The organism is Herbaspirillum sp. DW155 (assembly GCF_037076565.1).
Taxonomy (GTDB): Bacteria; Pseudomonadota; Gammaproteobacteria; order Burkholderiales; family Burkholderiaceae_D; genus Herbaspirillum.
Window position 1 is genome coordinate 2,033,363 of record NZ_AP029028.1, and the last position, 19,625, is coordinate 2,052,987.

Here is a 19,625-nt window from a genome sequence, read left to right on the forward strand (position 1 = left end):
AGATTTCCCACAACAATTCATATCCGCAAGGAGGAGAACAATGAACCGCTTGGTTTCCAGACTGGGCTGGCTGGCCGTCGCCCTGGGCGGCGCCGGGGCCTGCGCCTACGTCGCATTGCAGCGCGGCGAATCGATCAATGCCGTCTGGCTGGTCGTGGCCTCGGTGTGCGTCTACCTGATCGCCTATCGCTTCTACAGCAAATTCATCGCCGAGCGTGTGCTGGGCCTGGATGGCACCCGCATGACACCGGCCTACAAGTTCAACGATGGTCTGGACTACGTGCCGACCAACAAGTACGTGCTCTTCGGCCATCACTTCGCCGCCATCGCCGGCGCCGGTCCGCTGGTGGGACCGGTGCTGGCCGCGCAGATGGGCTATCTGCCGGGCATGCTGTGGATCCTGGCCGGCGTGGTCTTTGCCGGTGCGGTGCAGGATTTCATGGTGCTGTTCATCTCCACCCGCCGCGACGGCCGCTCGCTGGGCGACCTGATCAAGTCCGAACTGGGCCAGGTGCCGGGCGTGATTGCCTTGTTCGGTGCCTTCATGATCATGGTCATCATCCTGGCGGTGCTGGCGCTGATCGTGGTCAAGGCATTAGCCGAGTCGCCCTGGGGTACCTTCACGGTGGCTGCGACCATTCCCATCGCGCTCTTCATGGGCGTCTATTCGCGCTACATCCGTCCGGGCCGCATCGGTGAAGTGTCCTGGATCGGCTTCGTGCTGCTGATGCTGGCCATCGTCGGCGGCCAGTATGTGCAGGAACATGCCGTGCTGGGCCAACTGTTCACCTTCAACGGCAAGCAGCTGACCTGGATGCTGATCGGCTACGGCTTCGTGGCCTCGGTGCTGCCGGTGTGGCTGCTGCTGGCGCCGCGCGATTATCTGTCGACCTTCCTGAAGATCGGCACCATCGTGGCGCTGGCGCTGGGCATCATCTTCATTGCCCCGCACATGAAGATGCATGCGGTGACGCGCTTCATCGACGGCAGTGGTCCGGTATGGTCGGGTTCGCTGTTCCCGTTCCTGTTCATCACCATCGCCTGCGGTGCGGTCTCGGGCTTCCATGCGCTGATCTCGTCGGGCACCACGCCCAAGCTGCTGGAAAACGAAAAGCACGCCCGCTTCATCGGCTATGGCGCCATGCTGATGGAATCCTTCGTGGCCATCATGGCGCTGATTGCGGCCTCCTGCATCGAGCCGGGCATCTACTTCGCCATGAACAGTCCGGCCGCGCTGATCGGCACCACGCCCGAGAACGTGGCCCAGGTGATCTCGCAATGGGGCTTCCACATCACGCCCGAGATGCTGACCCATACCGCCCAGGCGGTGGGTGAACATACCATCATCTCGCGCGCCGGCGGCGCGCCTACCCTGGCCGTGGGCATGGCCCAGATTCTCTCCGGTGTGACGGGGGAGGCGATGATGGCCTTCTGGTATCACTTCGCCATCCTGTTCGAGGCGCTGTTCATCCTCACCGCCGTGGATGCCGGTACCCGCGCCGGCCGCTTCATGCTGCAGGACTTGCTGGGCGCCTTCATCCCGCCCATGAAGCGCACCGACTCCTGGGCCGCCAGCCTGACCGCTACCGGCCTGTGCGTGACCGGCTGGGGTTATTTCCTCTACCAGGGCGTGGTCGATCCGCTGGGCGGCATCAACACCTTGTGGCCGCTGTTCGGCATCTCCAACCAGATGCTGGCCGGTATCGCCCTGATCCTGGCGACCTGCGTGCTGTTCAAGATGAAGCGGGACCGCTTCGCCTGGGTCACCGTGCTGCCCACTGCATGGCTGCTGATCTGCACCCTGACCGCCGGCTGGCAGAAGGTCTTTGATGCCAACCCGCGCGTGGGCTTCCTGGCGCACGCCAGCAAGTACCAGGCGGCGCTGGACGAAGGCAGGCTGCTGGCCCCGGCCAAGTCCGTCGAGCAGATGCGCCAGGTGATCTTCAACGACTACGTGGATGCCGGTCTGGCCGCGATGTTCATGCTGGTGGTGGTGAGCGTGCTGGTGTTTGGTCTGCGTACCGTCCTGAAGGCGCGCGCTGCCCATCAGCCCAGCGTCAAGGAATCGGCCTACCAGGCCCTGCCGGCCAGTGCAGTGGCGCCGCAGTGAAGTTTTTTGCAGCAAGGAGAACAGCATGAGCAAACCTGGCGCACTGGCGCAACTGATGGCCTGGCGGCGCCAGGTCGGCCGCACGCTGAACCTGATGGTAGGCATGCCGGAATATGACACCTACGTGGCCCATATGAAGGCGGCCCATCCGGATCATTGCGTGATGACCTATGAAGAATTCTTCCGGGAACGGCAAGAAGCCCGTTACGGCGGCAAGGGGCGGGTGGGGCGTTGCTGTTGAAGGGCGCCTCTGTAGCGGCCACTGAGAAAAAGATCGAAAGAGACCGCTGGGTCTCTTTCTTTTTTCCGGCGGCCCGTGCGCCGGGGAAAAGGCAGGCAAGCCGGACATCCGTACCGTGCAACGAGAGGGTCATGGACGTTTGCACATGCCGGCGACCAATGCGGCGCGCTCCCTCGGACGGCTGGCGTGCCTGCGGGAAAATTTCTTCATATTTGTGTAAAACAAGGGCAATTTATAGGAAACCCTTGCTGAGCAAGCATGTCAGAATCTGCGAGGGTGCTTATCAACAGGCTTGTTCACAGCTTTTGTGGATAACTTGCCGGGTAGCTTGATTTCCGGGGGGAACGGGCTGGGTCGGCGCAACAGCGATTTTGCGTATAATGCGCATCCGTTCATGCTGACCATCGCCTGACACGCTTGAAATGCCTGCCGGATACCGGTACCCGCGTTTTCTTCACATTTTCGTTCACCAAGGGTTTGATGCGCCGACTGCTGCTCCTGCTGCTGACTCTGCTGATCCCGCTGCAATTGCTTGCAGCCACGGGAGAGCTGCAGCTGCGTGAACGGTTGCGCGAGCAGTTGCCGGTCGCCGGCCAGGTGTCGTCGTCTGCCCACGGAGAGTCCTGTCTGGCCGCCGATGCGCGATGGACTCATGCCCTGGTCGATCTTTCGGGCCACGAAAGCCTGTCCGGCGATGAACAATCGTCCGGTAGCGAAGACGATGACCAGCCGACCGCCCAGGGCGAGCTGGAAGACCCGGCCCTGCCGGTGGCCATCGCCACGCCCGGATTGCACTGGATGCCGTTTCCCCACGCCTTTCCGGCAAGCCTGAGCTGGTCGTCCTTCCTGCGCGACCAGTTGCGTCCTCCTCCATTGGCATGAACCGGCCGGGTTGCGCGCCTGCCTTGAGGGGCAGGGCGCATCCGTGGCTGCCTCCGTGCGCTCTTGCGCCCGCATTTCCCATTCCCATCGTGTGCTCCGCCGTACGACCTTGCCCGTACGGCCCCTTTTGTTCTACAGGAAAAACCATGAAACGCATTGTTCTGTTCCTCGTCACCAACCTGGCCGTGATGCTGGTCTTGAGCTTCACCGCCAGCCTGCTCGGTGTGAACCGCTACCTCACTGCCAACGGTCTCAACTTCGGCATGCTGCTGGTGTTCTGCGGCCTGATGGGGTTTGGCGGTTCCTTCATTTCGCTGTTCATGTCCAAGACCATCGCCAAGTGGTCCACCGGCGCGCGCGTGATCGAACAGCCGCAGAATTCCACCGAACTGTGGCTGCTGCAGACCGTCCAGACCCTGGCCACCCGCGCCCAGCTGCCCATGCCGGAAGTGGCGGTCTATGACGGCGAGCCCAACGCCTTCGCCACCGGTGCCAGCAAGAACAGTTCGCTGGTGGCGGTGTCCACCGGCCTGCTGCAAAGCATGACCAAGGAAGAAGTGGAAGCCGTGCTGGCCCACGAAGTGGCGCACATCGCCAATGGCGATATGGTCACGCTGACCCTGATCCAGGGTGTGGTCAATACCTTCGTGATGTTCTTCGCGCGCATCGTCGGCTACTTCGTCGATTCCTTCCTGCGCCGCAACAATGAAGAGAATTCCGGCCCCGGCATCGGCTACATGGTCACCGTGTTCGTCTGCGAAATCGTCTTCGGCATCCTGGCCAGCATCATCGTGATGTACTTCTCGCGCCAGCGCGAATACCGCGCCGACGCCGGTGCGGCTGCCCTGATGGGGAGCAAGGTGCCGATGATGAACGCGCTGCGACGCCTGGGCGGACTGCAGGCGGATGGCTTGCCGCAGAACCTGCAGGCGTCTGGCATCTCCGGCCGTCAATCCTGGCTGGGCCTGTTCTCCAGCCACCCGCCGCTGGAGGCGCGCATCGCCGCCCTGCAGTCGGCACGCTGATGCGCTGAGCTGAGCGGCTCTCCCCAATGGCAGAGGGCGCCGCGCCAGGCGCCGTCTGCCGTTGGCGCGCTCTGCTGATTGTGCTTGTCATGCCTATGACTTCATGCGCGTGTTAGTCTTCATGAAGGTACGGGCATGAGCCAGTGCTCCAGTCATCTCCAATCAATTCATCCACATTAGAAAGGATCCCTGACTGATGCCCCATCACACGCCCCTGATCGCCACCATCGTCGCCGGCCTGGTCCTGGCCTTCATTTTCGGTACGCTGGCCCATCGCCTGAAAATGCCACCCCTGATCGGCTATCTGGTGGCCGGTATCGCCATCGGCCCATTCACGCCCGGCTTTGTCGGTGACGCCGACCTGGCCCAGGAACTGGCCGAGATCGGGGTGATCCTGCTGATGTTCGGGGTCGGTCTGCACTTTTCCCTCAAGGATCTGCTGTCGGTCAAGAACATCGCCATTCCCGGCGCGGTCGCCCAGATCGCCATCGCCACCTTGCTCGGCATGGGCCTGGGCGGGCTGCTGGGCTGGCCGTTCGGCGAGGGTTTCCTGTTTGGACTGGCGCTCTCCGTGGCCAGTACCGTGGTGCTGTTGAAGGCGTTGCAGGAACGCCGCCTGGTGGAGACCCAGCGCGGCCGCATCGCGGTGGGCTGGCTGATCGTCGAGGATATCGCCATGGTGCTGGCGCTGGTGCTCATTCCGGCGCTCTCGGGCATTCTCGGCGGCAAGGGCGAGGCGCTCTCCGGCAACGCCGTGCTGCTGACGCTGGGGCTGACCCTGGGCAAGGTGGTGGCCTTCGTGGCCGTGATGCTCATCGTCGGGCGCCGCGTCATTCCGTGGATTCTGGAACGTATCGCCGATACCGGTTCGCGGGAACTGTTCCGGCTGGCGGTGCTGGCCATCGCGCTGGGGTTTGCGCTGGGCTCGGCCTATGTGTTCGGGGTGTCCTTCGCGCTGGGGGCCTTCTTTGCCGGCATGATCCTGTCCGAATCTGAACTGAGCCACCGCGCCGCCGAAGAATCGCTGCCGTTGCGGGATGCCTTCTCGGTGCTGTTCTTCGTCTCGGTGGGCATGCTCTTCGATCCCTCCATTCTGGTGCGCGAACCGCTGCTGGTGCTGGCGACGCTGCTCATCATCGTGGTCGGCAAGTCGCTGGCGGCCTGGCTGATCGTGCGCGCATTTGGTCACCCGAATTCTACGGCGCTGACGATTTCGGCCAGCCTGGCACAGATAGGTGAATTTTCTTTCATCCTGGCCACACTCGGCCTGTCTCTGGACCTGCTCTCGCCGATGGCGCGCGACCTGATCCTGGGCGGGGCGATCCTGTCGATCCTGATCAATCCCTTGCTGTTCTCGCTGCTGGATCGCTACGAGGCGCGTCACGCCGAGCCAGCTGACGTGCAGGACGTGCCGGCCACGGTCGACCTGCAGGATCACGTGGTGCTGGTCGGCTATGGTCGTGTCGGCCGTGGTATCGGCGAGCAGCTGCGCGCGCAGGGCAAGCCCTTCGTGGTGATCGAGGCGCAGCGCGAGCATCTCGATGCCCTGCGCCAGGATGGCGTGCCGGCGCTGTATGGCAATGCGGCCCAGAGCGAGTTGCTGAAGGCCGCTGCGGTGGAGCGCGCGCGCTGGCTGCTGGTGGCGATTCCGGAAGTCTTCGAAGCGGGGCAGGTGATCGAAAATGCACTGGAACTGAATGCCGGCCTGAAGGTAGTGGCGCGCGCACATTCCGATGCCGAGATCGAGCATCTGGAAAAGCATGGCGCCCAGCGCGTCATCATGGGCGAGCGCGAGATTGCGCGGGGCATGTTGGACGCGGTGGGGCAGGGCGGCTGAGGCAAGAAAAAGCGGTGCGCCTGCAGCATTTTGCTTCACATGCTAAAGTCGCGGCTGCTATCGCAGCGGACCCTCGGTCCGCTGCGCGGCAACAAGTTCTCGGGGCGGGGTGAAACTCCCCACCGGCGGTAATCAGGCGGCGCCTTCGGTGCCGCGTGTAGCCCGCGAGCGCCCGGCCTGTCTCCACGACGAGCCGGGGTCAGCAGACCTGGTGCGATTCCGGGGCCGACGGTCACAGTCCGGATGAAAGAGAACGGGATGTCCGGTGTCGCGCAGCTGCTCGGGCTGCGCGTGCGGCCGCGCATTCCCACGCCCTGTTTATTCATCGAACAGGAGTCCTGAACCATGTCGCAAGCGCATCTCTCTGCAGTCCCTTCCCACCACGGTCAACGCATCGCCTTCGTCCAGGCCAGCTGGCACAAGGATATCGTCGACCAGTGCCGCATCGCCTTCACCGAGGAAATGGCCAGGCTGGGCTGGCCCGCCGCCAGCATCGATTTCTTCGAACTGCCGGGCGCCTTCGAAATCCCTCTGCACGCCAAGGTCCTGGCCAGGACCGGTAAATATGCCGGCATCGTCGCCAGCGGCCTGGTGGTCGATGGCGGCATCTATCGCCATGACTTCGTGGCGCAATCGGTCATCTCGGCGCTAATGCAAGTGCAGCTGGACACTGAGGTGCCGGTCTTCTCGGCCGTGCTCACGCCGCATCATTTCCACGCGCACAGCGAGCACCATGACTACTTCCATCAGCATTTCCTGGTCAAGGGCCGCGAAGTTGCACAGGCTTGCGCCACCACCGTGGCCAAGCTGGCCGAGGTGCGGGCGGCCGAGGCAGCGCAGCGGGCCCTGAACGCGGCCTGATGCCCGCCTGAAGTACGCCAGGAGGCCAGTCGGCCTGAACAGCCCGCTGGAGGCGAAAGTGCCGTAAATTTGCGTCACTTTCGCCTCATAAATTGTGAAGCATTTGCTTACAAACCTTACGGCTTTCGCCTAGAGTTGTCAGGAATCGGGGGATATAGTCACGCTACGTCATTCAGAACAACGAGGAGCTATCGTGAACAAGTCGATTCCCATGATGGCCGGCATGGCCGTCTTTGCAGCCGTCGCCGGTCTGTGCGCAGCGCCGGCCATGGCCGGGCATGTCTCGATCGGCGTGAATATCGGCGTGCCGGCCTACGTGGCTCCCCCGCCTGTGTACGTGGCGCCGGCGCCGGTGTATGTGCCTCCGCCGCCGGTGTATGTGCGTCCGGCTCCTGTCTATTACGTCAACCCGCCGCCGCCGGTCTATGTGGAACGGGAGTACTACTATCGCGGCCATCATCGTCACTGGCACCGTCCGCCGCCTCCGGGCTACTGGGCTCGTTGAGCCGGCAATATCGGACAAACCGGACAAGAAAAATGGCGGCCTCGGCCGCCATTGTCACGTTCATCCCCGGGAAGTACTGAGCGGGTGAATTTCCTTGGCCTTCATTTCTTGGCGGGCGCGGTGTCGTCATCGACGTCCACCAGCAGATAGCGTTCGGCTGCACCGAAGAAACGGTCATAGAAGTCGGCCGACCGGATGGTTTCACTGGACACGCGCACCATCGAATCATCGCTGGCGGCAAAGGGCATCGACACCGATCCCAGCACGCTCACGCCCAGGCTGGCCGAGCTGTTGCTCTTTTTGATGCCGTAGCCATCCTGGGTGGCGCTGGCGAACATGGTCGAGCTCTTGCCGTTGCCATTGGAGGCACAGACCACGTGGAAGGCGATTTCCATGTGCTTGTCGCTGGCGGGCTGGAAGCTCTTGTTGCCATCCAGGGTATTGTCCGTCGACTTGCTGATCACGTAGCCCTGGCCCAGCAGTGCGCGCCGGGCGGCTTCGCAGACGGCTTTTTCGCTGCCGGGGAAGCTGCGCGAGAAGGCGCTGGTATCGCTGAATTCCTCCTGATGATAGAAGGCGGTCTTGCCTGTACTGCAGGCAGTCAGGCCCAGGCTGAGCGAGGTGACGAAGAAAAACGGAACAGAAAAACGCAAGCGCGGCATGCAGCGGATCTCCAGCGACAGAAAGACGGGACAGAAGAGGATGGCGTGGATTGTAAAGGATTCACGCAGTGCAGGGTTTGGACGGATGGTAAAGAACCGTAACAGGGTGCTTATCAGTGTCTGAGAAAGCGGATGAAGCCGCTCCCGCAGTTTGCTGACATGAAGGTAAAATCACTTGTCGAATTGCCTGACTGAAAGTAATGTTAGGAAGTTCAAGGGAGTGGTCTTCCATCGGGACGATCACGAATCTGCGCAGCACGCTGGGCAAATTCGCATACGGCCTCGTCAAGGATAATGGATAAAAATCAGAAAGCGGAATTGGAGCGCATCCAGAAGGAACTGGTGGACGCACACAATAAGGCTGCGTGGCAGATGGCCGCGACGATCATCAAGGCCTCGCTGGTCAAGAACGGCATGGACCAGCCGCCCACGCCGGCCGAACTGGCTGACCTCAATGCCACCATTACCAATCTGCGCAGCGTGGCGGAGGATGCGCTGGAGTTGCTCAAGCGCTGAGCCTCATCCTGATCGGGCAGTTCCGGTGCCTGCCTTCACTGCTATTGTCGATGTCCTGCCTTGGGCGTCATCGCATCCCGGCCCGCATTTCATGCTCGGCCGCCAGCGCCAGGAAGGCAGAGCGTGACATGCGCCGCGCCTGTGCCACGGAATCGATGCGCGCCACCAGGTTCTGCGGCAGGCTGACGTTGAGTCGCACTGACTTGGCGTTCACGCGCGACAGATCGATCTCCACCAACATCCAGTACCCCCCCTGGAATCGTTCATCGTCAGCCCAGTCTTCAGGCGCGCTCGGGGCAGGAATGGGCTCGGCCTGCCCATGGAAATGCGCCTCCACCGCCTCCTGCGCGGCGGCGGGCAGATGCTGCAGTTCGTCCGAGCCGGCGAAGCAGCCGGGGAAATCGGGGAAGGCAGCGCCATAGGCACTGTCGGGATCCTTGTGGACGTAGAGCGGGTAGAGCATGGGGTTCTCCTGATGGACGTCATTTCAGGCCTGCTTGCCTGAGAATGCTTTTCTGCGTTGCCAGGGGTAAATCCTTCTTGGGATGCGGCACCGTCACCTTGCCGGGCTTGGCTGGATGCTTGAACTGGTGGTGCGAGCCTACCGTATGCGCGAGATACCAGCCGTCGGCCTTGAGTCTTTTGATGAGGGTTGCGCTGTCCATGCAGCGTATTGTGAATTATACACACGATTACACAATATGGACTTTGGGGCAGACTCCATGATGGATGGACGAACGCCGCCAAGTCGGCTCCGGTCGGGCGACACTCTTCTCTACAGGGTTCAATGTGCTTGAAATGGATGAGGCTCGCTGCCTCATCGGAATTGGCAACCATCCGACCAGGAAAGCCGCGGCCGGCGGAATTGCTTTTGCAACCGTGACTGGTGCCTGAGGCCGGGGTCGAACCGGCACGCCCCCTTCCGGGTAAGCGGCGGATTTTAAGTCCGCTGTGTCTACCAATTTCACCACTCAGGCATGAGGGATGCCGGCGAGGGCCGCCGGAAAAGGGACGCATTATAGCAGCGACTTGCGCCACATCATCCGTTTTTTCCTGCGGAAAACTCCGGTTTTTTGATGAGGCTGCCCGATGCCCATCGCAGAGCCCGTTTGCGCGCGCCGCACAGCATTCCATCCTGTCCGAGGGTGTCATTTCCGGCCGACAAGCTGTCGTGAGAGGGTAGAATGACGTCTTCTTTCATCCGGAAAGCCCTCACCATGACTGAAGCCGTAGTCAAGACAGTGCAGTGCATTTCGCCCGCCGGCCTGCATACCATGGCCTACAAGGAGTGGGGCGATGCGCGCAATCCCAATGTGCTGGTGTGCGTGCACGGTGTCACCCGGGTCTCCGACGATTTCGACCGCATGGCGCGCGAGCTGTGCGATACCTACCGGGTGATCTGTCCCGATGTGGTGGGCCGCGGCCGTTCCGGGCGGCTGGCCAATCCGCAGTTCTATACCGTGCCGCAGTACGTGAGCGACATGGTGACCCTGCTGGCGCGCGCCGATGCCGAGATCGTCGACTGGTTCGGCACCTCCATGGGCGGCCTGATCGGCATGGCGCTGGCCTCGCTGCCGGGCAACCCGATCCGCCGCCTGGTGCTCAACGACATCGGACCCTCCCTCAACGGTGCCGCACTGGCGCGCATCGGCGAGTACATCGGCCAGGACGTGCGCTTCGATACCTTCGAGGAAGCGGCCCAATACATCCGCACCATTTCGGCCAGCTTCGGTCAACACAGCGATGAAGAATGGCACAAGCTGGCCAAGGACGTGCTGCGCCAGAATGAAGAGGGCAAGTGGGTGCGCCATTACGATCTGGGCCTGGCCGTGCCGTTCAAGCTGACCACGCCGGAAGCGGCCAGCGCGGCCGAACAGATGCTGTGGGCGGCCTACGATGCCATCGGCTGCCCGACGCTGCTGGTGCGCGGCGCCCAGTCTGACCTGTTGCTGCCGGAAGTGGCGCAGGAAATGACGCGCCGCGGCCCCAGGGCCACACTGGTCGAGCTGCCCGACGTGGGCCATGCGCCGACCTTCATGCATGCATCGCAGATCGAGGTGGCGCGCCAGTTCCTGCTGGGCTGAGCGGTCCCCGGTCTGATCAATTTTTATCATCACCGGCGCTCACTGGCGCCGGGTTTCACCAGGAAGGAAATTTCATGTCAGTACAACGTCTGCACGTCGGCAAGCGCCTCTCCGAAGTCGCCATTCACAACGGCACCATCTACCTGGCCGGCCAGATCGCCGAAGACGCCACCCAGAACATCGAAGGCCAGACCCGCGAAGTGCTGGGTCACATCGACCGCCTGCTGGCCGAGGCCGGCAGTGACAAGACCAAGATCCTGTCGTGCCAGATTTTCCTGTCCGATGTGAAGGATTTTGCCGGCATGAACGCGGTCTGGGACGAGTGGGTCGCTCCCGGCAATGCGCCGCCGCGCGCCACCGTCGAAGCCAAGCTGGCCCGTCCTGAACTGCTGGTGGAAATCATCATCGTCGCCGCACAGAAGTAAGCGGGTATGGTTTCGGTAGCAAGTACCCAGGGCGAAGGCCTGGCGGCCATCACTGCCGGTCTCGGTCCTGAGGATGTGGCACGGGTCGAGCAGGCGCTGGCTGAACTCGAACCGCTGTATGCCGACAGGCAGATCCTGTCCGGGCAGAATGCGCTGCAATTCGCCGTCTCGGTGGCCACCGTGCTGACCGCCCTGAACGTCGATGCCGCCACCCGCATCGCCGGGCTGGCCTTTGAGGCGCAGATGCTGCATCCCGAGCTGGACGAAAAGCTCGAAGAACGCTTCGGCAAGGAAATCGCCGAGCTGGTGGGCAATGTGCGCCAGTTGATGCGCTTTCACAGCCTCAGCTTCCAACCCCAGAACCAGGAAGTCCTGCGCGGCAAGAACGCCGCCCAGCAGGCCGCCGCCCAGGTGGAAACCCTGCGCAAGATGCTGCTGGCCATGGCCACCGACATGCGTGCGGTGCTGGTGCGCCTGGCCTCGCGCGTGGCCACCTTGCGCTACTTCGCCGAGACCAAGCAGGAGAACGAGGCCAGCGCGCAGTACGCGCGCCAGACCTTCGATCTGTATGCACCACTGGCCAACCGGCTGGGCATCTGGCAGTTGAAGTGGGAGCTGGAAGACCTGTCCTTCCGCTTCCTGGAGCCGGTGACCTACAAGCGCATCGCCAAGATGCTGGAAGAAAAACGCCTCGAGCGCGAAGCCTTCGTGGCCAATGCGATCGCACGCCTGCGCGCCGAGATGGCGGCCCAGGACATCCGCGCCGAGGTCAGCGGACGGCCCAAGCACATCTACAGCATCTGGAACAAGATGCGCGGCAAGTCCATCGACTTTTCCGAGCTCTACGATGTGCGTGCCTTCCGTGTCATCGTCGACGATGTGAAGACTTGTTACTCGGTGCTGGGCATCGTGCATAACATCTGGACGCCGATTCCCGAAGAGTTCGACGATTACATCTCGCGTCCCAAACAGAACGGTTACCAGTCGCTGCACACGGTGGTGATGGCCGAGGATGGCCGGGCGCTCGAGGTGCAGATCCGTACGCACGAGATGCACCACTTTGCAGAATACGGCGTGGCGGCGCACTGGCGCTACAAGGAAAGCGGCGGATCGAATTTCTCGGCGCAGAAATATGACGAGAAAATCGCCTGGCTGCGCCAGCTGCTGGCCTGGAAGAATGAAGTCACCGATGCCGTGGTGGACCAGGAAGAAGTGCGCCGCGACTGGGTGCAAAAGCTCAAGTCGGCCACGCTGGATGAGCGCATCTATGTGCTCACGCCCCAGGCACGTGTGATCGAACTGCCCAGCGGCGCCACGCCCATCGACTTCGCCTATCACCTGCACAGCGATGTCGGCCATCGCTGCCGTGGTGCGCGCGTGGATGGCGTGATGGTGCCGTTGAATACCACCCTCAAGAATGGCCAGACGGTGGAAGTGATCACCGCCAAGAGCGGCCCCGGCGTGGGCCCCTCGCGCGACTGGCTCAGTCCCGGCTATGCGGCCAGTTCGCGCACGCGTTCCAAGATCCGCGCCTGGTTCAATGCCATCGAGCAGCAGGAGACACTTTCGGTAGGTCGTGGCCTGCTGGAAAAGACCTTGCAGCGTGAGGGCAAGACCGCCGTCAACCTGGAAGAGCTGGCCCAGAAACTGGGCTTTGCCAAGGTCGATGACCTGTGCCTGTCGCTGGCCAAGGAGGAATTCAGCCTGCGGCACGTGGAGCAGGCGCTGCACGTGGGCGAGGAAAAGAAGCCCGAGATCGACGACGAAGCCCTGATCACCCGCAAGAGCCGGGCGTCGAGCATCGTGCAGGGCGCCAAGTCGGGCGTGCTGGTGGTCGGCACGGATGGTCTGCTGACCCAACTGGCGCGCTGCTGCAAGCCGGCGCCGCCGGACGTGATTGCCGGCTTTGTCACGCGCGGCAAGGGCGTTTCCATCCACCGGGTGAACTGCAAGAACTTCGCCGAGATGAGTTCGCACGCGCCGGAACGGGTGATCCAGACCACCTGGGGTGCGCCGGCGCGCGATACGGTGTATCCGGTCGATATCTTCGTGCTGGCCAGTGACCGGCAGGGCTTGCTGCGCGATATCTCCGATATCTTCCTGCGCGACAAGATCAACGTCATCGGCGTCAGTACCCAAAGCGTGAAGGGGCAGGCACGCATGGCCTTCACGGCCGAGATCGGTTCGACCGAGCAGTTGCAGAAAGCCTTGACGGTGATCCGTGAAGTCAAAGGGGTGATCGAGGCCAAGCGGCAATAGGAAGAGCGCGGGCAGGGGGGGCGGATGCCTGTTGAAAGACGAGAACTATTTTTACTTTTTCATCATTTTCAGCATTTACCCCTTGGCAAATTTTAAAAAGCCTCCTATACTCTCGCTTCTTCGTTAGGCGCGTAGCTCAGCTGGTTAGAGCACTACCTTGACATGGTAGGGGTCGTTGGTTCGAGTCCAATCGTGCCTACCAATTCTTCTGGTCCCGTACGGGATGGTCGGATTGGCGCGAAGCGATAAAAAGGAGGCGCGTTCTCGGCTTCCTTTTTTGTTTTATCGAGTAGCAAGTTAAGCAAAGTTAAGCAGCATTCTTCGATAGGCGCGTAGCTCAGCTGGTTAGAGCACTACCTTGACATGGTAGGGGTCGTTGGTTCGAGTCCAATCGTGCCTACCAATTCTTTTGCTTCCTGATGAGGCTGAGGGGTTGGGTGAAGAAATAGGCGAAGAATATGCAAACATGGCAGGAATCCACAAGAGGAAGCGCGCTGGCGGCTTCCTTTTTGTTTTTCTGCGCCGCCCTTCCTTTCTATACATTCCCCCGCGATTGCTGATGGCTGCCGACGCCGATGGCGTGGCGGCGGCCTCCATGGTTTGCGGGTGGTCAATGGCGGGCGAGAAAAAGTGAATTTTTATGAAGGAATGGGTCAGATGTTTCGCGGAAGCATTTCAAATGCTTTACACTTGCCCCGAATTTTTTCGCGGATAACATCTCCAATCCTCATTTCACGGCGCAACGAATTTTCCTATGGCGGCAGATGATCAGTATTTCCTCGTGGTTGATGACTTTTCGACAATGCGTCGCATTGTCAGCGGCCTGCTGAAGGAGCTTGAATATACCAAGATGGTGGAGGCTGATGACGGCTCCTCGGCCTTGAAAATCCTGGAGGCGGGCGCCTTGCCGGTGACCTTCGTGTTGACCGACTGGAACATGCCGGGCATGGATGGCTTGACGCTGCTCAAGAAAATCCGCGCGACGCCTTCGCTGGCGCATCTGCCGGTGCTGATGATCACGGCCGAGGCCAAGAAGGAAAATATCGTCGTGGCGGCCCAGTCGGGCGCCGATGGCTACATCGTCAAGCCCTTCACTGCGGCTACCCTCAAGGAAAAGATCGAGAAGATCCTGGCGCGCCGCGCCGCGATGGCCAACGCTTGATGGTCGCTTGATTCGCTTCGCTTGAGACCGCAACGGCATCTTCGGATGCCGTTTCGTTTTTTGGCGTGTGGCTTCATTTCCGATCGATGGAAGTGAAGAGGCTTGCCGGTTATCGCCCTTTGCGCCGGGCACGGGCAGCCCGACAGTGCCGTACCGTCCGGGGTGTGGCGTGGTGCTGTGTGGCAAGCGCGCCGATGTTCGTGCAAAGTTTGCTATAATGCGGCGCTTCGGACTGATCTGCCCGTGTGGGCAGCGGCTCCCGGATTACATTCCCCCCTCATCTGTAAGAGCGAGAAAGGCAAACCGGTTATGACACCGCGAACTACCACCGAGGTTTTCACGCGACGCTAGTCGGGTTCTTTTTCGTCCTTTGAAAAAGCGCGGCTGGTCCGCGTTTTTTTTCGTCCGTCTTTTCGACATTACCCTCAACAGGCAAGGCAGCAAGGCTGCCGACATGGAGTGCAAAATGGTTTCAGTTCGTCTTCCCGATGGTTCGCAACGCCAGTTCGACAACCCGGTCACGGTGGCGCAGGTCGCCGCCAACATCGGCACCGGTCTGGCCAAGGCCGCCCTGGCGGGCCGCGTCGATGGCAAGCTGGTCGATACCTCTTATCTGATCGACAAGGATGCGGATCTGGCCATCATCACCGACAAGGATCCGGACGGCCTGGAAGTGATCCGTCACTCCACCGCCCACTTGCTGGCTTACGCGGTCAAGGAGCTGTTTCCCGAGGCGCAGGTGACCATCGGTCCGGTCATCGACAACGGTTTCTATTACGACTTCTCGTACAAGCGCCCCTTCACTCCGGAAGACCTGCAGGCCATCGAAAAGAAGATGGCCGAGCTGGCCAAGAAGGATGAGCCGGTCACCCGCAAGGTGCTGCCGCGTGACGAGGCCGTGGCTTACTTCAAGTCCATCGGCGAAGACTACAAGGCCGAGATCATCGCCTCCATTCCGCAGAATGAGGATGTCTCGCTCTACACCGAAGGCAACTTCACCGACCTGTGCCGTGGCCCGCACGTGCCGTCCACTGGCAAGCTGAAGGTGTTCAAGCTGATGAAGCTGGCCGGTGCCTACTGGCGTGGCGATTCCAACAACGAGATGCTGCAGCGTGTCTACGGCACCGCGTGGGCCAAGAAGGAAGACCAGGAAGCCTACCTGCACATGCTGGAAGAGGCCGAAAAGCGCGACCACCGCAAGCTGGGTCGCGCGCTGGACCTGTTCCATTTCCAGGATGAGGCGCCTGGCCTGATCTTCTGGCATCCCAAGGGCTGGACCATCTGGCAGCAGGTGGAGCAATACATGCGCCGCGTGTACCAGGACAACGGCTATCAGGAAGTGAAGGCGCCGCAGATTCTGGATCGCTCGCTGTGGGAAAAGACCGGCCACTGGGAAAACTATCGTGAAAACATGTTCACGACCGAATCGGAAAGCCGCGCCTATGCCTTGAAGCCGATGAACTGCCCGGGCCACATCCAGATCTTCAATTCCGGTCTGCACAGCTATCGCGACCTGCCGCTGCGCTATGGCGAATTTGGTCAGTGCCACCGCAACGAGCCTTCCGGCGCGCTGCACGGCATGATGCGCGTGCGTGGCTTTACGCAGGATGATGGTCACATCTTCTGTACCGAAGACCAGATCCAGGAAGAAGTCGCCGCCTTCAACCGCGTGGTGCGTGAAGTCTATGACTGCTTCGGCTTCAAGGACGTGGCCGTGAAGCTGGCTCTGCGTCCGGAAAAGCGCATCGGCGCAGAAGAAGTCTGGGACAAGGCCGAGAACGCCCTGCGTGAAGCCATCCGCGCCTCCGGTTCGGAGTGGGAGGAGCTGCCGGGCGAGGGCGCGTTCTATGGCCCGAAGATCGAATACCACCTGAAGGATTCCATCGGCCGTTCCTGGCAGTGCGGCACCATGCAGGTGGACTTCTCGATGCCGGCGCGCCTGGGTGCGGAATATGTCACGGAAGACAACAACCGCAAGGTGCCCGTGATGTTGCACCGCGCTATCGTTGGCTCGCTGGAGCGCTTCATCGCCATCCTGATCGAAAACCACGCCGGTGCGATGCCCTTGTGGCTGGCGCCAACGCAAGTTGTCATCCTGAATATTTCCGACGCGCAGGCCGATTATGTGCAGAACGTTGCACAAACGCTGAAAAAACAAGGGTTTAGGGTCGAGACCGATTTGCGCAACGAGAAGATTACCTATAAAATACGGCAGCATTCTATTCAGAAGCCGCCCTATATCCTGGTTGTCGGCGATAAAGAACGGGATGCCAACACTGTGGCCGTGCGTGCGCGGGGCAATGTCGATCTGGGCGTGATGTCCATCGACACCTTGGTGGAGCGCCTCAAGGATGAGGTGGCCGCCAAAGCCTGAGACGGGGAAGCCTAGGGCTTCCTCCCAGCGCAAGAGCACGGCTTAATTCATTGGATTTTAAAAGGAAACTGCAATAGCTACTGACAAGTCGCATCGCCTCAACCGCGAGATCACTGCGCCGGAAGTGCGCCTTTCGGGTGTCGACAACGAGCCTCTGGGCATCGTCAGCCTGGCCGAAGCCTTACGGCTTTCCGAAGAGGCTGAAGTCGATCTGGTCGAGATTGCGCCCACTGCGCAACCTCCGGTCTGCCGTCTGATGGACTACGGCAAGTTCAAGTACCAGGAGCAGAAGAAGGCACACGAGGCCAAGCTCAAGCAGAAGGTCATCCAGGTCAAGGAAGTCAAGTTCCGTCCGGGTACCGATGATGGCGATTACAACATCAAGCTGCGCAACCTGACCAAGTTCCTGGAAGACGGCGACAAGACCAAGATCACGCTGCGTTTCCGTGGCCGTGAAATGGCTCACCAGGAAATCGGCATGCGCGTGCTGGAGCGCCTGAAGGCTGACCTGGAGCCGTATGGTCAGGTCGAGCAGTTTCCCAAGATGGAAGGTCGCCAGATGATCATGGTGCTGGCGCCCAAGAAAAAGAAATAAATCATTTATATCTTTTTCAGTTTTCCTGGTTTTAAGCAGTTAGCCGTATCAGGGCGACATCACCCCGGTGTCGTCCATGCCGCAGACCTTGCGGCAGCCAAGGCCGACAAAGGATTTGCCTGGCGCAGGTGACTGCGCCAGGCAAAAGCAGCGGGTTATCCCGCTGTCAAATAAGTGAGAGCAGGCATCCAAGAGCAGCGAGCGTGCTGCCACCTGCAATCATCAAAAAATGGAGCTGTCCGAAAGGACAGAGTTGCTATGCCTAAGATGAAATCGAAGAGCAGCGCGAAGAAGCGTTTTCGCGTCCGCCCGGGCGGTACCGTCAAGCGCGGTCAAGCCTTCAAGCGTCACATCCTGACCAAGAAGACCACCAAGAACAAGCGTCAACTGCGCGGTACCGAGGGCGTCCATGAGACGAACCTGAACTCCGTTCGCGCGATGCTGCCGTTCGCTTAACCTCACCATACACTAAGGAGCTACTATGCCTAGAGTCAAACGTGGGGTAACAGCACGTGCCCGCCACAAGAAAGTCCTCGCACTCGCCAAGGGTTACCGCGGCCGTCGTAAAAACGTCTACCGTATCGCCAAGCAAGCAGTCATGCGCGCTGGTCAGTACGCGTACCGTGACCGTCGTAACAAGAAGCGCGTGTTCCGCGCCCTGTGGATCGCCCGTATCAACGCCGCTGCGCGTTCGCACGGCGTGACCTACAGCGTGTTCATGAACGGCCTGAAGAAGGCTGCGATCGAACTGGACCGCAAGGTTCTGGCCGACATGGCTGTCACCGACAAGGCTGCTTTCGCTGCCATCGTCAATCAGGTGAAGGCCAACATCGCTGCCGCCTAAATCGACAGCGTGTTTGCGGTAGCCGGCCGCAACATCCGACGCAAGTCTGACGAGCAGCCGGCGCTGCAAAATCCTGCGGGGCAAAGGTGTTACACCGATGCCCCGTATGTTTTTGATCCACGGTTTCGTGGATTTTTTTCCTTTTCGACTTCGTCGTCGGATTTTCGATTGGAGCGAGACTTACCGCATGAATCCCCTAGACCAACTCCTGGGCCAACTGGTCACGCAGGCGCAGGCTGATTTCGCCGCCGCGCCCGACGCCGCTGCACTGGAAAACGCCAAGGCCAAGTACCTCGGCAAGACCGGCCAGATCACCGAGCAGATGAAGGGACTGGGCAAGCTGGCGCCGGAAGAGCGCAAGGTACAAGGGGCGATCATCAACGTCGCCAAGGAACAGATCGAAAACGCGCTGACCGCACGCCGCGATGCCCTGGCCAATGCCCAGATGCAGGCGCGCCTGAATGCGGAAGCTATCGACGTCACCCTGCCGGGCCGCGGCCGCGGCGTGGGCGGCATTCACCCTGTGATGCGCTCGTGGCAGCGCGTCGAGGAAATCTTCCGTTCCATCGGTTTTGACGTCGCCGACGGTCCCGAGATCGAGACCGACTGGACCAATTTCACCGCATTGAACAGCCCCGAGAACCATCCGGCGCGTTCGATGCAGGATACCTTCTACATCGAAGGCAACGATACCCAGGGCAAGCCCCTGCTGCTGCGTACCCACACCAGCCCCATGCAGGTGCGTTACGCCCGCATGAACAAGCCGCCCATCAAGGTCATCGCCCCGGGCCGCACCTATCGTGTCGACAGCGATGCGACTCACTCGCCGATGTTCCATCAGGTCGAAGGTCTGTGGATCGCCGAGGACATCAGCTTCGCCGACCTGAAGGGCGTGTACCTCAACTTCGTCAAGGCCTTCTTCGAGACCGACGATCTGCAGGTACGTTTTCGTCCGTCCTACTTCCCCTTCACCGAACCCTCCGCCGAGATCGACATCGCCTTCGGCAGCGGTCCCCTGAAGGGGCGCTGGCTGGAAGTCTCCGGCGCCGGCCAGGTGCACCCGACCGTGGTGCGCAACATGGGCCTGGATCCCGAGCAGTACATCGGTTTCGCGTTCGGCTCGGGCCTTGAGCGCCTGACCATGCTGCGCTACGGGATCAATGACCTGCGCCTGTTCTACGAAGGCGACCTGCGCTTCCTGAAGCAATTCAATTAATTCGATCACGCAGGGCGCCGCGCTGTC

21 protein-coding genes, 3 tRNA genes and 1 riboswitch are annotated in these 19,625 nt (G+C 61.1%); of the genes, 20 read left to right on the top strand and 4 right to left on the bottom strand.

Features of this window, described 5'->3' with window-relative positions; translation table 11 throughout:
* Window positions 1–40: 40 nt before the first annotated feature.
* The 7 genes from AACH55_RS09225 (at window position 41) to AACH55_RS09255 (ending at window position 7,461) form a co-directional block, all read left to right on the top strand.
* Window positions 41–2,110, top strand: a complete 2,070-nt coding sequence (locus tag AACH55_RS09225) for a carbon starvation CstA family protein (RefSeq protein ID WP_338719123.1) — start codon at window positions 41–43, stop codon at window positions 2,108–2,110.
* A gap of 25 nt (window positions 2,111–2,135) precedes the next feature.
* Entirely contained in the window at window positions 2,136–2,351 is a 216-nt protein-coding gene (locus tag AACH55_RS09230; protein ID WP_051057547.1) for a YbdD/YjiX family protein, read from the top strand.
* Between the two features lie 480 nt (window positions 2,352–2,831).
* Window positions 2,832–3,233 (top strand): hypothetical protein, encoded by a 402-nt coding sequence (locus AACH55_RS09235; RefSeq protein WP_338719124.1) that lies wholly within the window; start codon window positions 2,832–2,834, stop codon window positions 3,231–3,233.
* 146 nt (window positions 3,234–3,379) lie between these two features.
* The gene (gene htpX / locus AACH55_RS09240) at window positions 3,380–4,258 is read left to right on the top strand and encodes a protease HtpX (protein ID WP_338719125.1); all 879 of its coding nucleotides are present in this window, start codon (window positions 3,380–3,382) and stop codon (window positions 4,256–4,258) included.
* Window positions 4,259–4,454: 196 nt separating this feature from the next.
* Window positions 4,455–6,095, top strand: coding sequence for a YbaL family putative K(+) efflux transporter (gene ybaL / locus AACH55_RS09245; RefSeq protein WP_338719126.1), 1,641 nt, complete (start codon window positions 4,455–4,457; stop codon window positions 6,093–6,095).
* Between the two features lie 91 nt (window positions 6,096–6,186).
* A riboswitch (FMN riboswitch) is annotated at window positions 6,187–6,354 on the top strand.
* An 86-nt stretch (window positions 6,355–6,440) separates the two neighbouring features.
* A complete protein-coding gene (locus tag AACH55_RS09250; protein WP_338719127.1) occupies window positions 6,441–6,956 on the top strand; it encodes a 6,7-dimethyl-8-ribityllumazine synthase in 516 nt (171 codons plus the stop codon).
* A 223-nt stretch (window positions 6,957–7,179) separates the two neighbouring features.
* On the top strand, window positions 7,180–7,461 hold the full coding sequence (locus AACH55_RS09255) for a hypothetical protein (protein WP_338720234.1): 282 nt from the start codon (window positions 7,180–7,182) through the stop codon (window positions 7,459–7,461).
* A gap of 101 nt (window positions 7,462–7,562) precedes the next feature.
* On the opposite strand, the gene AACH55_RS09260 is transcribed toward AACH55_RS09255, so the two are convergent.
* Entirely contained in the window at window positions 7,563–8,123 is a 561-nt protein-coding gene (locus tag AACH55_RS09260) for a DUF2242 domain-containing protein (protein ID WP_338719128.1), read from the bottom strand.
* Window positions 8,124–8,465: 342 nt separating this feature from the next.
* On the opposite strand from AACH55_RS09260, the gene AACH55_RS09265 reads away from it, so the two are divergent.
* On the top strand, window positions 8,466–8,639 hold the full coding sequence (locus AACH55_RS09265; protein WP_227022621.1) for a hypothetical protein: 174 nt from the start codon (window positions 8,466–8,468) through the stop codon (window positions 8,637–8,639).
* A gap of 67 nt (window positions 8,640–8,706) precedes the next feature.
* Here the strand turns inward: AACH55_RS09265 and AACH55_RS09270 are convergent, their stop codons facing one another.
* From AACH55_RS09270 to AACH55_RS09280, 3 genes are all read right to left on the bottom strand, one after another.
* Window positions 8,707–9,102 (bottom strand): type II toxin-antitoxin system HicB family antitoxin, encoded by a 396-nt coding sequence (locus AACH55_RS09270; RefSeq protein WP_338719129.1) that lies wholly within the window; start codon window positions 9,100–9,102, stop codon window positions 8,707–8,709.
* A gap of 19 nt (window positions 9,103–9,121) precedes the next feature.
* On the bottom strand, window positions 9,122–9,304 hold the full coding sequence (locus AACH55_RS09275; RefSeq protein WP_338719130.1) for a type II toxin-antitoxin system HicA family toxin: 183 nt from the start codon (window positions 9,302–9,304) through the stop codon (window positions 9,122–9,124).
* Between the two features lie 219 nt (window positions 9,305–9,523).
* Window positions 9,524–9,616, bottom strand: a tRNA-Leu gene (locus AACH55_RS09280).
* A gap of 240 nt (window positions 9,617–9,856) precedes the next feature.
* Between AACH55_RS09280 and AACH55_RS09285 the strand changes: the two genes are divergently transcribed.
* The 12 genes from AACH55_RS09285 (at window position 9,857) to pheS (ending at window position 19,598) form a co-directional block, all read left to right on the top strand.
* Window positions 9,857–10,723 (top strand): alpha/beta hydrolase, encoded by an 867-nt coding sequence (locus tag AACH55_RS09285; RefSeq protein WP_338719131.1) that lies wholly within the window; start codon window positions 9,857–9,859, stop codon window positions 10,721–10,723.
* 74 nt (window positions 10,724–10,797) lie between these two features.
* A complete protein-coding gene (locus tag AACH55_RS09290) occupies window positions 10,798–11,148 on the top strand; it encodes a RidA family protein (RefSeq protein WP_338719132.1) in 351 nt (116 codons plus the stop codon).
* A gap of 6 nt (window positions 11,149–11,154) precedes the next feature.
* Entirely contained in the window at window positions 11,155–13,407 is a 2,253-nt protein-coding gene (locus AACH55_RS09295) for a bifunctional (p)ppGpp synthetase/guanosine-3',5'-bis(diphosphate) 3'-pyrophosphohydrolase (protein ID WP_338719133.1), read from the top strand.
* A gap of 125 nt (window positions 13,408–13,532) precedes the next feature.
* Window positions 13,533–13,609: transfer RNA gene (locus AACH55_RS09300), tRNA-Val, on the top strand.
* A gap of 124 nt (window positions 13,610–13,733) precedes the next feature.
* Window positions 13,734–13,810, top strand: a tRNA-Val gene (locus AACH55_RS09305).
* Window positions 13,811–13,873: 63 nt separating this feature from the next.
* Window positions 13,874–14,041 (top strand): hypothetical protein, encoded by a 168-nt coding sequence (locus AACH55_RS09310; RefSeq protein WP_338719134.1) that lies wholly within the window; start codon window positions 13,874–13,876, stop codon window positions 14,039–14,041.
* Between the two features lie 120 nt (window positions 14,042–14,161).
* Window positions 14,162–14,569 (top strand): response regulator, encoded by a 408-nt coding sequence (locus AACH55_RS09315; protein WP_338719135.1) that lies wholly within the window; start codon window positions 14,162–14,164, stop codon window positions 14,567–14,569.
* Window positions 14,570–15,035: 466 nt separating this feature from the next.
* Window positions 15,036–16,943, top strand: a complete 1,908-nt coding sequence (gene thrS, locus AACH55_RS09320) for a threonine--tRNA ligase (RefSeq protein ID WP_338719136.1) — start codon at window positions 15,036–15,038, stop codon at window positions 16,941–16,943.
* 73 nt (window positions 16,944–17,016) lie between these two features.
* Window positions 17,017–17,538 (top strand): translation initiation factor IF-3, encoded by a 522-nt coding sequence (gene infC, locus AACH55_RS09325; protein WP_088753697.1) that lies wholly within the window; start codon window positions 17,017–17,019, stop codon window positions 17,536–17,538.
* Between the two features lie 258 nt (window positions 17,539–17,796).
* Window positions 17,797–17,994: a 50S ribosomal protein L35 gene (gene rpmI / locus AACH55_RS09330; protein ID WP_006712688.1), complete on the top strand. Its 198-nt coding sequence runs from the start codon at window positions 17,797–17,799 to the stop codon at window positions 17,992–17,994.
* A gap of 25 nt (window positions 17,995–18,019) precedes the next feature.
* Window positions 18,020–18,382 (top strand): 50S ribosomal protein L20, encoded by a 363-nt coding sequence (rplT, locus tag AACH55_RS09335; RefSeq protein ID WP_006712690.1) that lies wholly within the window; start codon window positions 18,020–18,022, stop codon window positions 18,380–18,382.
* Between the two features lie 187 nt (window positions 18,383–18,569).
* Window positions 18,570–19,598: a phenylalanine--tRNA ligase subunit alpha gene (gene pheS, locus AACH55_RS09340; protein WP_180668790.1), complete on the top strand. Its 1,029-nt coding sequence runs from the start codon at window positions 18,570–18,572 to the stop codon at window positions 19,596–19,598.
* The last annotated feature ends 27 nt before the right edge of the window (window positions 19,599–19,625 follow it).